This window comes from Rhizobium phaseoli (genome assembly GCF_010668805.1).
Taxonomy (GTDB): Bacteria; Pseudomonadota; Alphaproteobacteria; order Rhizobiales; family Rhizobiaceae; genus Rhizobium; species Rhizobium phaseoli_A.
Genome location: NZ_WUFT01000009.1, coordinates 149,803 through 162,253, shown reverse-complemented (window position 1 = coordinate 162,253; position 12,451 = coordinate 149,803). Strand labels below are relative to the sequence as shown.

Annotated in this window: 11 protein-coding genes; 4 read left to right on the top strand and 7 right to left on the bottom strand. The window is 60.8% G+C overall.

From position 1 onward, the window contains the following. Window positions 1–43 precede the first annotated feature (43 nt). From GR197_RS15885 to GR197_RS15870, 4 genes are all read left to right on the top strand, one after another. On the top strand, window positions 44–1,057 hold the full coding sequence (locus GR197_RS15885) for a sugar ABC transporter substrate-binding protein (protein ID WP_164011179.1): 1,014 nt from the start codon (window positions 44–46) through the stop codon (window positions 1,055–1,057). A gap of 62 nt (window positions 1,058–1,119) precedes the next feature. Beyond that, window positions 1,120–2,670 (top strand): sugar ABC transporter ATP-binding protein, encoded by a 1,551-nt coding sequence (locus GR197_RS15880; protein WP_164011177.1) that lies wholly within the window; start codon window positions 1,120–1,122, stop codon window positions 2,668–2,670. After that, complete coding sequence (locus tag GR197_RS15875) at window positions 2,660–3,679, top strand: ABC transporter permease (protein ID WP_164011175.1); 1,020 nt, start codon at window positions 2,660–2,662, stop codon at window positions 3,677–3,679. The genes GR197_RS15880 and GR197_RS15875 overlap by 11 nt, the downstream gene beginning before the upstream one ends. A 2-nt stretch (window positions 3,680–3,681) precedes the next feature. Further along, a complete protein-coding gene (locus tag GR197_RS15870) occupies window positions 3,682–4,683 on the top strand; it encodes an ABC transporter permease (protein ID WP_164011173.1) in 1,002 nt (333 codons plus the stop codon). A gap of 37 nt (window positions 4,684–4,720) precedes the next feature. Here GR197_RS15870 and glpK read toward each other — a convergent pair whose 3' ends face one another. The 7 genes from glpK to GR197_RS15835 form a co-directional block, all read right to left on the bottom strand. Next, window positions 4,721–6,223: a glycerol kinase GlpK gene (glpK, locus tag GR197_RS15865; RefSeq protein WP_164011171.1), complete on the bottom strand. Its 1,503-nt coding sequence runs from the start codon at window positions 6,221–6,223 to the stop codon at window positions 4,721–4,723. Window positions 6,224–6,371: 148 nt separating this feature from the next. Beyond that, window positions 6,372–8,096, bottom strand: coding sequence for an ABC transporter substrate-binding protein (locus GR197_RS15860; protein ID WP_164011168.1), 1,725 nt, complete (start codon window positions 8,094–8,096; stop codon window positions 6,372–6,374). Window positions 8,097–8,174: 78 nt separating this feature from the next. Continuing rightward, a complete protein-coding gene (locus GR197_RS15855; RefSeq protein WP_164011166.1) occupies window positions 8,175–8,471 on the bottom strand; it encodes a DUF2160 domain-containing protein in 297 nt (98 codons plus the stop codon). Then, window positions 8,471–9,382, bottom strand: coding sequence for a carbohydrate ABC transporter permease (locus tag GR197_RS15850; protein ID WP_164011164.1), 912 nt, complete (start codon window positions 9,380–9,382; stop codon window positions 8,471–8,473). Before GR197_RS15850 ends, GR197_RS15855 begins: the two co-directional genes overlap by 1 nt. A 1-nt stretch (window position 9,383) precedes the next feature. Beyond that, complete coding sequence (locus GR197_RS15845; RefSeq protein WP_007637179.1) at window positions 9,384–10,250, bottom strand: carbohydrate ABC transporter permease; 867 nt, start codon at window positions 10,248–10,250, stop codon at window positions 9,384–9,386. A gap of 2 nt (window positions 10,251–10,252) precedes the next feature. Beyond that, window positions 10,253–11,323 (bottom strand): ABC transporter ATP-binding protein, encoded by a 1,071-nt coding sequence (locus tag GR197_RS15840; RefSeq protein ID WP_164011162.1) that lies wholly within the window; start codon window positions 11,321–11,323, stop codon window positions 10,253–10,255. 9 nt (window positions 11,324–11,332) lie between these two features. Continuing rightward, window positions 11,333–12,412 carry an ABC transporter ATP-binding protein gene (locus tag GR197_RS15835; protein ID WP_164011160.1) on the bottom strand — a complete coding sequence of 360 codons (1,080 nt, stop codon included), beginning with the start codon at window positions 12,410–12,412 and terminating at the stop codon, window positions 11,333–11,335. Between the last annotated feature and the right edge of the window lie 39 nt (window positions 12,413–12,451).

Below are 12,451 nucleotides of genomic sequence, written 5' to 3'. Positions count from 1 at the left end.
GTCTACTTAATTTATAGAAATAACTTAATTGGAGAGAGTGGTCATGAGCATCGAAAAGTCTGAAAAGGGTCTCGGAAGACGAGATCTGCTGAAACTGTCTGCCGCGGCCGGGGTCGCCGTCGCCGGTGCATCCCTCATCGGGCAGAAGCCGGTTTTCGCAGCCGGCGAAGAACTGTCGCTGAAAGGCAAGCGCATTGCCATCAGCGCAACCGGCACCGATCACTTCTTCGACCTGCAGGCCTTTAATGCCCAGATCGAAGAGGTAAAGCGCCTCGGCGGCGAGCCGATCGCTGTCGATGCCGGACGCAATGACGGCAAGCTGGTCTCGCAGCTGCAGACCCTGATCGCCCAGAAACCGGATGCGATCGTTCAAATCCTCGGCACGCTGAGTGTCATCGACCCCTGGCTGAAGAAGGCGCGTGATGCCGGGATCCCGGTTCTAACCGTCGACGTCGGCTCGACCAACTCGATCAACAACACCACCTCTGACAATTGGGGCATCGGCAAGGACCTGGCGCTGCAGCTGGTCTCCGATATCGGCGGCGAAGGCAATATCGTCGTCTTCAACGGCTTCTATGGCGTCACCCCTTGCGCAATCCGCTACGACCAGCTGGTCAATGTCGTCAAATATTTCCCGAAGGTGAAAATTCTCCAGCCGGAACTGCGCGACGTCATCCCGAATACCGTGCAGGACGCCTTCACGCAGATCACGGCAATCCTCAACAAATATCCGGAAAAGGGTTCGATCAAGGCGATCTGGTCGGCCTGGGATATTCCGCAGCTTGGCGCCACCCAGGCTTTGGCGGCGGCCGGCCGGACCGAGATCCGTACCTACGGCGTCGATGGCAGCCCCGAGGTCCTGCAGCTCGTCGCCGATCCGAATTCGCCGGCCGGGGCCGACGTCGCGCAGCAGCCGGCGGAAATCGGCCGCACCGCCATCCGCAACGTCGCCAAGCTGCTCGCCGGCCAGACCCTGCCGCGCGAGACCTATGTTCCCGCCCTGCTCGCCAACAAGACCAATGTCGGCGAAATCACCAAGAAACTCGGCATCGGCTGACCTTGTCTGACGGGCGATCCGGCATCGCTGGATCGCCCGGGCAAGATGACCGGAGAAATCGTATGACGGCTATTTCCTTAAAGCAGCCAGTGACGGCGCGCGACGACATCATCCGCTTCGAAGGCATCGTCAAGCGCTTCGGCGGGGCGCAGGCGCTGGCCGGTGCGTCGCTGATCGTCGGGCGCGGCACCATCCACGGCCTTGTTGGCCAGAACGGTGCCGGCAAGTCGACACTGATCAAGCTGCTGGCCGGCCTTCACCAGCCGGATGGCGGCCGGATCGAGATCGAAGGGCAGATATTCGACAGGCTGACGCCGCATCTTGCCGAAGAGCTCGGCATCCACTTCATTCACCAGGACCGGCTGCTGGTCCCGACCTTCACCGTCGGTGAAACCCTGTTCCTCGGCCGGGAACCGCGGATCTCGGGTACGCCCTTTCTCGACCGGCGACTGATGCAGCGCCGCGCATCCGATATTCTCAACGACTATTTCGGTCTCCGTCTGCCGAACGCCGCCCTGATCGGCGAATTGTCGACTGCCGAAAAGCAGATCGTGCAAATCACCCGCGCGCTCCTCAATCAGCCGAAGGTGCTCGTCTTCGACGAGCCGACCGCCGCATTGGTGGCCCGCGAGGCCGATATCCTCTTCCGGCTGATCCGTCGCCTGCGCGACGAAGGCGTGACCATCATCTACATCTCGCATTATCTGAACGAAATCGAAGCGCTCTGCGACCACGTCACCGTGCTGCGCAACGGGCTCGACGTCGCCTCCTTGCCGATCGGGGAAACGTCGGCCGCCGCGATCGCCCGGCTGATGGTCGAGCGCGACATCAAGGAAATGTTTCCAAAGCCTGAGGTGACGCCCGGCGCGGAAATCCTCAAGGTCGAGCAGCTGTCGGCGCCAGGAAAATATACCGACGTCAGCTTCACGCTTCGCCGCGGCGAGGTGCTCGGCATCACAGGCCTGCTCGGCTCCGGCGCAAAGGAGCTGCTTCGCACTCTCTTCGGGCTGGAAACACCCGCTTCCGGCCGCATCGAGGTCGGCGGCAAGCTTACCCGTTTCACCAATCCGACACAGGCGGCCGGCCGCGAGATCGCACTGGTGCCGGAAGATCGCCGCCGTCACGGCGTCGCGCTCGACCTCAGCGTCGCCGAAAATATCAGCCTTTCGAGCCTTGGCCGTTTCACGCGTTTCGGCTTTCTCGATCGTAAACGCGAACAGAGCGAGGTCGATGCGCTGATCACGCGACTGCAGGTGAAAACCAATGGGCGGAATGCCCTGCTGCGCACGCTTTCGGGCGGCAACCAGCAGAAGGTCGCCATCGCCAAATGGCTGAGCCGCCGCTCCGAGGTCTATCTCCTCGACGAGCCGACGGTCGGCGTCGATATCGGCTCCAAGGTCGAGATCTACACGCTGATCGGCGAACTCGCGGCGCGCGGCGCCGGCGTGATCGTGCTGTCTTCGGATCTGCCCGAACTCGTCGGCATCACCGATCGCATCCTTGTGCTCTTTCGCGGGCGCGTGGTGCGAGAATTCATTTCATCGGAGACCAGCGCGGATGCCGTGCTGGCTCAATCGACCGGATCATCTAAGGGGCAGCGCCATGCCGGCTGAAGTGGAATTTGCGCCTTCCCGCTTTGCCGCTGTGGAATTGTCTCCGCGGCCGACCGGCAATGTTGCGGCTGCGGCCTTGCGCTTCGGATCGCTGATCGCATTTGCCGCTATCCTGCTGATCTTCTCGCTGAGCGCGCCCTATTTCCTCAGCATCGGCAATATCGGCAACGTGCTTGGCCAATCGGCCATCTCGGGCGTGCTTGCCATCGGACTGACGGTTGTGCTGATTGCCGGCGGCTCCAATGTCGTCACCGGCGGCATCGACCTGTCGCTGGCTGCCAATATGGGCCTCAGCGCCGCCGTTTATGCCAGCCTGACGCAACTCGGCTACGGCGACGCGACAGCGATTGCAGCGGCGATCTTGACCGGCGCGTTGATCGGCACGGTCAATGCCATTGCCGTCGTCTATGCCGGCATCGTGCCGCTGCTCGCCACGCTTGCCGTCATGAATATCGTCGCCGGCCTGGAACTGGTGCTGACGGGGAATACCGTCCTGCCGGCCTCGACGCCTTTCCTATCGGCACTTTCGGCTTCGGATCCTTTCGGCATACCGGTTCTTGCCTATGTGCTCCTCGGCTTCACGGCCATTGCGGCGGCGATCGTGCAATATACTCCGCTCGGCCTGCGTCTCTATGCCGTCGGTGAGTTTCCGGACGCGGCGCGTGCCGCCGGCCTGCCGCTTCGCCCCCTGCTCGCCGGCGCCTTCATTGCCAGCGGCTTCTGCGGCGGCATCGCCGGCATCCTCTCGGTTTCCTATCTCAGCGGCAGCACGACCGGTTCCGGGGAGATGTTGTTGCCCGTCGTCGTGACGGCCCTGCTTGGCGCGGTCTTCTCGCGCCGGCTGGTTCCGACAATCACCGGCACATTGCTGTCCGCCCTGCTGGTCGGCTTCCTCATCAACGGTTTCCAGCTGCTGAACATTTCGAGCACATTGGTCAGCGGCGTCCAGGGCGTGCTCATTCTCATCGTCGTTTCCGCGACCACGCTGCTGCGCCGGCAGGAGGCCTGACCATGTCGCTCCACACCCCTACCCCTGCCACGACAGGCTTGCCGCGTCTTATCGCCGGCGGCCTGGTGCGCTATGGGCTGATCCTCGCCCTGATTGCGGTCTTTACAGCCTTCTCCGCGGCAACGCCGACATTCCTGACGCTTGCAAACCTGCAGAGCATCCTGGTCAACAATTTCACGCTGCTTGCCATCGTCTCGATTGCCATGACCTTCGCCGTCGCCTCGGGCGGCATCGATCTTTCTGTGGGAACGGCGATGGATTTCGCCAGCTTCGCCTTCGTCTCGCTGGTCCTCGCCGGGCAGCCGGTGGCACTCGCCGCGCTCGCGGGACTGGCCGCTGGGGCATTCGTCGGCGCCTTCAACGCGTTTCTGATTTCCGGGATCGGCGTGTCGCCGTTCCTCGCCACGCTCGGCACGCTGTTCATCGGCCGCAGCGTCCAGCAGCTACTGACCAATGGCGGCAATCCGGTCTATCTGCCGCCGAACGGCGTGCCGGAAGCCTTCCGTTTCCTCGGCCACGGCGAGATCGCCGGCTTTCCGGTGCCGCTTGCAGTTGCCATTGTCGTCATCGCCGCCGCTGCGGTCGTTTTTGCCCGCTCGCGTTTTGGCCGCGTCATTCTGTCGATCGGCATCCAGCCGGGCGTCGTGCGCTATTCCGGCATTGCAGCACCGGCTCATGTCGCGGTGACTTTCATCCTGGTCGGGTTGATCGCGGCCATCGCCGGCCTGATCCTGACGGCAACCGTCACCACCTACATCCCCTCCTCGGGCAATGCCTTCCTGCTGAATGCCATCGGCGCGACCTTCATCGGCACGACGCTCAGCCCCCTCGGCCGGCCGAATGTCGGCGGCACCGTTCTCGGCGCGCTGCTGCTCAGCATCGTCGCCAACGGCCTGCTGCTGACCGATCTGAACTTCTATTGGCAGCAGGTCGGCACGGGAACGCTGATCTTCGCCGTACTCGCTCTGAGCTTCATCAGCCGAAAGGCCGAAAGCGGCACGTGAGAAACGCCGCCAGTGCCGTTAGCCTCGGGGAAGCCGATTACCCCGCCGAGACGTCCGAAATCATCCGCGAGACGGCATTCTTCCAGCCGATGATCTTAGCCTGCCGCTCGCTCTCCTCCATCGAGGGTTTGAAGCGGCGGTCGCAGGCCCAGGCCCGCGCAAACTCCCGTCGGCCCGGCCAGATGCCGGCTTTCGAGCCGGCAAGCCAGGCGGCACCCAGCGCCGTCGTCTCGCGGATCGCCGACCGGTCGACCGGGTTCCCCGTCATGTCAGCCAGACACTGCATCGTCCAATCCGAAGCCGCCATGCCGCCATCAACGCGCAGCACGGTTTCCAGCTGGTTGACGCCCCAGTCTTTCTTCATCGCCACCAGCAGGTCGAGCGTCTGATAGGCGACGGATTCAAGCACGGCACGGGCAAATTCCGCCGGCCCGCTATTTCGCGTCAGCCCGAAGATCGCACCGCGCGCTGTCGGATCCCAATAGGGTGCGCCGAGGCCGGTGAAGGCCGGAACGATGTAGACCTGCTGTCCGGGATCGGCCTTGGCCGCCAGCGCGCCCGCCTCCGACGCCTGGTCGATGATGCCGAGGCCGTCGCGCAGCCATTGCACGGCGGCGCCGGCGATGAAGATCGAACCCTCGAGCGCATAGGTCGTCTCGCCGTCGAGGCGGCAGGCGATGGTCGTCAACATCCGGTTGGACGAGGAAACACGATCCCTGCCGGTGTTCAACAGCGCAAAGCAGCCGGTTCCGTAAGTGGACTTCATCATGCCGGGCTCGAAGCAGGCATTGCCCACGGCCGCCGCCTGCTGGTCGCCGGCGACGCCGAGGATCGGAAGCTCCGCACCGAAGAGGGTCTTGTCGACACGCCCGAAATCATCGGCGCATTCCCTGACCTCGGGAAGCATGGCGGCCGGAATGCCGAGAATGCCGAGAAGCTCCTCGTCCCAAACCCCGTCATCGATATTGTAGAGCAGCGTTCTCGACGCATTGGTCGCATCGGTGACATGAACACGACCATCAGTCAGATTGTAGATCAGCCAGCTGTCGATCGTGCCGAAGCAGACGTCGCCCGCCTCCGCCTTCTCACGCAGGCCGTCGACATTGTCGAGCAGCCAGCGCAGCTTGGTTCCGGAGAAATAGGGGTCGAGCAGCAGGCCGGTCTTGGCGGAAAACAGCTTCTCGTATCCATCGGCCTTCAGGCTCTCGCACATTTCGGCCGTACGCCTGTCTTGCCAGACGATCGCCCGGTGAAGCGGCTTGCCGGACCTGCGGTCCCAAACGACCGCCGTCTCGCGCTGATTGGTGATGCCGATCGCGGCAATGTCGGCGGCATCAAGACCGGCATCGGCGATCGCCTTGCGCGCCGTCTCGACGACGGACTGCCAGATCTCAGTGGCGTCGTGCTCCACCCAGCCGGGCTGCGGATAATATTGGGTGATCTCCGCCTGGGCCGAGCCGGCCATCTTCATGTCGCCATCGAAGATAATCGCGCGTGACGATGTCGTGCCCTGGTCGATTGAAAGAATATAGCCGCTCATATCGTCTCCGGCTCGCACGAAACCGCTCCGCCCGGCAAGGAGGGCGGATGCGGATATTTCATGAGAGAAAGATTGTGGGTGCCACCGGCTTGCTGCCGGTGGCAGGAAGTGATGGCCGGAAGCCTCGCTGCTTCCGGCCAGGTCCGCCTTACTTCGACTGCCAGCTCTTGACGAGTTCGTCGTAGTTGATGGTGACCGGCTTTTCTTTCTCGTTCTCGATCTTCAGCTGCGGCGCAAGGTTGCCCTTCTTTACCGCATCCGCGTTCCAATAGGCGAGATCATGCTCTTCGGCCAGTTTCGGGCCGATATCGCCCTGGACGCCCGATTTCTCGATACGGCCCATGACCTTCTCCTGCTCGCCGCAAAGAGAATCCATGGCTTCCTGCGGCGTCTTGGCGCCGGCAGCGGCGTCACCGATAGCCTGCCACCAAAGCTGAGCCAACTTCGGATAGTCGGGAACGTTGGTGCCGGTTGGCGACCACTGAACACGGGCCGGCGAACGATAGAACTCGATCAGACCGCCGAGCTTCGGAGCACGCTCCGTAAAGCTCTTGTCGCGAATGGTGGATTCGCGGATGAAGGTGAGACCGAGTTGGCTCTTCTTCACGTCAACCGTCTTCGAGGTCACGAACTGTGCATAGAGCCAGGCAGCTTTCGCACGGTCCGTCGGGGTCGATTTCATCAGCGTCCAGGAACCGACGTCCTGATAACCGAGCTTCATGCCGTCTTTCCAGTAAACGCCATGCGGGCTCGGTGCCATGCGCCATTTCGGCGTGCCGTCCTCGTTCATAACAGGCAGGCCAGGCTTGACCATGTCTGCTGTAAAGGCCGTGTACCAGAAGATCTGCTGCGCGACGTTACCCTGTGCCGGAACCGGACCGGATTCCGAGAAGGTCATGCCCTGAGCTTCCGGCGGTGCGTAGGCCTTCAACCAATCGAGATACTTCTGGATCGAGTAGACGGAAGCCGGGCCATTGGTGTCACCACCGCGGGCAACGCACGAGCCGACGGGACGCGACTTCTCGTCGACCTTGATACCCCATTCGTCGACCGGAAGACCGTTCGGCAGACCCTTGTCACCATTGCCGGCCATCGAAAGCCAGGCGTCAGTGAAGCGCCAGCCGAGCGACGGGTCCTTCTTGCCGTAGTCCATGTGGCCGAAGACCTTCTTGCCGTTCACGTCGCGGCCGGTAAAGAATTCGGCGATGTCCTCATAGGCCGACCAGTTGACCGGAACGCCGAGATCGTAGCCGTATTTCGCCTTGAAATCGGCCTTGTTCTTCTCGTCGTTGAACCAGTCGTAGCGGAACCAATAGAGGTTGGCGAACTGCTGGTCGGGAAGCTGGTAGAGCTTCTTGTCCGGTGCCGTCGTGAACTTGGTGCCGATGAAGTCGTTGATATCGAGGCCGGGGTTGGTAACGTCCTTGCCTTCGCCGGCCATCCAGTCGGTCAGGTTGCGCACCTGCTGATAGCGCCAATGCGTACCGATCAAGTCGGAGTCGTTGACCCAGCCGTCATAAAGGTTCTGGCCGGTCTGCATCTGTGTCTGGATCTTCTCGACAACGTCGCCCTCTTGAATGACGTCGTGAGTGACCTTGATCCCGGTAATCGCAGTAAAGGCCGGAGCCAGAACCTGGGACTCATACTGGTGAGTGGTCAGGGTTTCCGAGACAACCTTGATGTCCATACCCTGCAAAGGCTTCGCAGCATCGATGAACCACTGCATTTCCTTTTCCTGGTCGGCGCGAGAGAGCGTCGACACGTCGCCGATCTCTTTGTCCAGAAAAGTCTTAGCCTCGTCCATGCCGGCATAGGCCGATGCGGTCATCGCCAGCAGCAAGCCTGCTGTCGTCGTCAATAAGTGCCGTCGCATAATATCCTCCCAGGGTTTGCGATTGCAGTCACGTCTCAGGCGGCCAAGGACCCCCGGCCATCTGTCTTCACTTTACCGTCACACGTAGCGGAACACGCCGATGGCGTAGACCACGGAGATGGCAAGAGCCCACCACAGGTTGGGCCCACCGAGCCCAAGCCATGCAAGATGAATGAACGCTGCGCCGAGCAGCGAAAGGAAAAGCCGGTCACCGCGCGTCGTCTCGAAGCGCAGGATTCCGATCCGCGGATTGCCGCCCGGCACCGCATATTCCCATATCCCCATGCCGATCAGCAGCAATGCGATGACGATGAAGAAAGCGGCCGTCGGCCAGGTCCATGCCATCCATGAAAAATCGGGAAGCGAAAAGCTCATCAAACCCTCCCCAGGGCAAAGCCCTTGGCGATGTAATTGCGCACAAACCAGATCACCAGCGCTCCCGGGATCAAGGTCAGAACACCCGCGGCGGCGAGCAAGCCCCAATCCATACCGGATGCAGAGACGGTGCGGGTCATTGTGGCGGCGATCGGCTTCGCGTCGGTCGTCGTCAGGGTTCGTGCGATCAGCAACTCGACCCAAGAGAACATGAAGCAGAAGAAGCAGGCGACACCTATGCCGCTCGCAATCAGCGGCGTGAAGATCTTCAGGAAGAACCGCGGGAACGAGTAGCCATCGATATAGGCCGTCTCGTCGATTTCCTTCGGCACGCCGGACATGAAGCCTTCAAGGATCCAGACCGCCAGCGGTACGTTGAAGAGGCAATGCGCCAAGGCCACGGCGATATGCGTATCGATCAGTCCAAAAGCTGAGTAGAGCTGGAAGAACGGCAGAGCAAAGACTGCAGGCGGCGCCATCCGGTTGGTCAGCAGCCAGAAGAACAGATGCTTGTCGCCGAGGAACCGATATCGGGAGAAGGCATAGGCCGCCGGCAACGCGGCTGTCACCGAGATTACCATGTTCATGACGACATAGCTGATCGAATTGATATAGCCGGAATACCACGCCTTCTCCGTGAAGATGGTCACGTAATTGGCGATCGTCGGATTATGAGGATAAAGCGTCAGAGAATTGACGATTTCCGCATTGGTCTTGAAGCTCATGTTGACGAGCCAATAGATCGGCAGCAACAGCACGATGATATAGATCGTCGGAACCAGCCACCACCAGCGCGATTCCTCGCCGCGCCGGCGCATCAGACGGCTGACTTCATCGGCGGAGAGCCCGCTTGCGACACTGGTAACGCCTGGGATGTTTCGGCTCGATGTCGTTTCGTTGGAGACGCTCATTTCAATTCTCCGCGTCGTGGCTGGTCATGACGGTGTAGAACACCCACGAAAGCAGCAGGATGATCAGGAAATAAACCAGCGACATGGCAGCTGCCGGACCGAGATCAAACTGTCCGAGGGCGGTCTTGACCAGATCGATCGACAGGAAAGTGGTCGAGTTGCCCGGACCGCCACCCGTGACGACAAAAGGCTCGGTGTAGATCATGAAACTATCCATGAAACGCAGCAGCACGGCGATCAGAAGAACGCGCTTCATCTTCGGCAGCTGGATATAGCGGAACACTGCCCAACGGGACGCACCGTCGATCTTGGCTGCCTGATAGAAAGCATCCGGAATGGAAACCAGGCCGGCATAGCAGAGTAAGACGACCAGGCTCGTCCAGTGCCAGACATCCATGATGATGATCGTTACCCAGGCGTCGAGCGGATCCTGCACATAGTTGTAATCGATGCCGATGGCGTTGACGTAATAGCCGAACAAACCAATGTCGTTGCGGCCGAACACCTGCCAGATCGTGCCGACCACGTTCCACGGGATCAACAGCGGCAGTGCCATCAGAACCAGGCATACCGGCACGCCGATGCCTGATTTCGGCATGTTGAGCGCAATGAAGATACCGAGCGGAATCTCAAGAGCGAGAATGATCAACGAAAAAATCAGGTTTCGCTGCAGGGCGGCCCAGAAGCGGTCGGAATGCAGGATTTCGGTAAACCAGTCCGTTCCGTTCCAGAAGAACTGGTTGTTTCCGAAAGTGTCCTGAACGGAATAGTTCACAACCGTCATCAAGGGAATGACAGCCGAGAAAGCCACCAGCACGAGGACCGGCAGAACCAGAAACCAGGCTTTGTTGTTCCAGGTTTTTTCCATGATCAAGCCTCCGGTCCGGCGCGCCAAGAGTCGGCATAGATACTGATGCCCGATGGCTCGAAGGTCACCCGGGGATCGGCCGGAATTTCCTCGTCCTCAGGAACCACGATCGCGATCGGCTGGCCGGCAAACTGCGCGCGGACGATCTTCTGCCGGCCGATGTCTTCAACCTTGCTGACCGTCACAGGCATACCCTCGCGGCCGACCCGGATAAACTCGGGTCGGATTCCAAGCTCGACCTTGGCCGCCGCCGAAGTCTTTGGCGCATAGTCGAGCGTCAGCGCGTGCTCGCCGACGCGAACCGTACTGCCCTCTACCTTGGCCGGAATGAAGTTCATGCCCGGCGAACCGATGAAATAGCCGACGAAGGTATGGCTCGGACGCTCGAAGAGTTCGGCTGGCGTGCCGATCTGCACGATCTCGCCGTCATACATCACCACGACTTTGTCGGCGAAGGTCAGCGCCTCCGTCTGGTCATGGGTGACGTAGACCATGGTAAAGCCGAACTGCTTATGCAGTCGCTTTAGCTGCGATCGCAGCACCCATTTCATATGCGGATCGATAACGGTGAGCGGCTCGTCAAAAAGAATTGCGTTCACATCCGAGCGCACGAGGCCGCGGCCGAGCGAAATCTTCTGCTTTTGGTCCGCCGTCAAGCCGCGCGCGCGCCGCTTGGCCCAGTCTGCAAGATCAATTATCTCGAGGATTTCGCGGACGCGTCGGTCGACATCCGCCTCGGCCACGCCGCGGTTGCGCAGGGGAAAGGCGAGGTTGTCGTAGACCGTCATCGTGTCGTAGATGACCGGGAACTGGAAGACCTGCGCGATATTTCGCTGCTGCGTCGGCAGGTTCGTAACGTCCTGTCCGTCGAAGAGAATTCGCCCTTCGGACGGCTGAATGAGGCCCGAGATGATATTGAGCAGCGAGGTCTTTCCGCAGCCCGAAGGTCCGAGCAACGCATAGGCGCCGCCATCGTTCCACTCGTGATGCACTTCCTTGAGAGCGTAGTCCTTCTCGCTCTTCGGGTTCGGCCCATAGGCATGGCGAATATGATCGAGGGTGATACGTGCCATGATCTTCTCCTAACCCCCTTGCCTGGCGGTGGTGATCGCCCGGCCGTCCGCGCCGAATGCCATCAGGTGGCGCGTATCGATGAAAACGGAGATGTCCGTGTCCGGGTCGATATTGTGGATGCCGTGCGCAAGCATCACCCAGCGGGTGTCGGCAAATTGCAGATGCACGAAACTTTCCGACCCGGTGATCTCCGAAACCTGCGTTCGTGCCGTCATCCGCGCCGAAACAGCCGTCTGGGCGGTTGGTGCAAGATGATGCGGGTGAAACGCTATGGTCGCCGGCCCGTCCGGCACATTCTGAAGATGCGGCGGCACGGCAAAAATCAGAGCGCCGTCGCGCAGGAAATTGCCTTCCGCTTTGACCAGATCAATGAAATTCAGCGGCGGATCGGCAAAGGTTTTCGCCGTGGTCAGATCGAGCGGATGGCGATAGACCTCGACCGTCGGGCCGAACTGGGTGATCCGGCCCTCGCTGAGCGCTGCCGTATTGCCGCCCAGCAACAAGGCTTCGGAGGGTTCGGTCGTGGCATAGACGAAGATCGCACCGGACTGCGCGAAGATGCGCGGCAATTCCTGCCGCAGCTCCTCACGCAGCTTGTAGTCGAGGTTGGCAAGCGGCTCGTCCATCAAAACAAGGCTCGCATTCTTTACGAGTGCACGGGCAAGTGCGGTACGCTGCTGCTGGCCACCCGAGAGGTTGAGCGGCGTACGATCGAGATAAGGCCCGAGTTTCAGAAGTTCGGCAGCCTTGCGGACCTCCAGATCGATGACCTTGGCATCCTTGCCGGCAATCCGCAGCGGCGAGGCAATATTCTCGTAGACCGTCAATGCCGGATAATTGATGAACTGCTGGTAGACCATAGCGATGTTGCGCTTCTGGACAGGCATAGCTGTCACGTCAGCACCATCAAAATGGATCGTACCCGTTGTCGGCCGATCAAGGCCGGCCATCAGACGCATCAACGAGGTCTTGCCCGACAAGGTCGGCCCAAGCAGAACGTTCAGCGTTCCTCTTTCAAAAACAAGATCGGTCGGGTGGATATGATAGTCTCCTCCCACCATCTTTGCGGCCTTCCGCAGTTCCAGCATTCCTGTTCCCGTGCCTCCACGCATCGGGGATCACATGTT

What these genes read in the sequence shown, in the direction of transcription:
- GR197_RS15835 (WP_164011160.1), bottom strand. Translation starts at nt 12,412, where the DNA reads ATGCTGGAACTGCGGAAGGCCGCAAAGATGGTGGGAGGAGACTATCAT.
- GR197_RS15840 (WP_164011162.1), bottom strand. Translation starts at nt 11,323, where the DNA reads ATGGCACGTATCACCCTCGATCATATTCGCCATGCCTATGGGCCGAAC.
- GR197_RS15850 (WP_164011164.1), bottom strand. Translation starts at nt 9,382, where the DNA reads ATGAGCGTCTCCAACGAAACGACATCGAGCCGAAACATCCCAGGCGTT.
- GR197_RS15870 (WP_164011173.1), top strand. Translation starts at nt 3,682, where the DNA reads ATGTCGCTCCACACCCCTACCCCTGCCACGACAGGCTTGCCGCGTCTT.
- GR197_RS15845 (WP_007637179.1), bottom strand. Translation starts at nt 10,250, where the DNA reads ATGGAAAAAACCTGGAACAACAAAGCCTGGTTTCTGGTTCTGCCGGTC.
- GR197_RS15880 (WP_164011177.1), top strand. Translation starts at nt 1,120, where the DNA reads ATGACGGCTATTTCCTTAAAGCAGCCAGTGACGGCGCGCGACGACATC.
- GR197_RS15875 (WP_164011175.1), top strand. Translation starts at nt 2,660, where the DNA reads ATGCCGGCTGAAGTGGAATTTGCGCCTTCCCGCTTTGCCGCTGTGGAA.
- GR197_RS15885 (WP_164011179.1), top strand. Translation starts at nt 44, where the DNA reads ATGAGCATCGAAAAGTCTGAAAAGGGTCTCGGAAGACGAGATCTGCTG.
- GR197_RS15860 (WP_164011168.1), bottom strand. Translation starts at nt 8,096, where the DNA reads ATGCGACGGCACTTATTGACGACGACAGCAGGCTTGCTGCTGGCGATG.
- GR197_RS15855 (WP_164011166.1), bottom strand. Translation starts at nt 8,471, where the DNA reads ATGAGCTTTTCGCTTCCCGATTTTTCATGGATGGCATGGACCTGGCCG.
- glpK (WP_164011171.1), bottom strand. Translation starts at nt 6,223, where the DNA reads ATGAGCGGCTATATTCTTTCAATCGACCAGGGCACGACATCGTCACGC.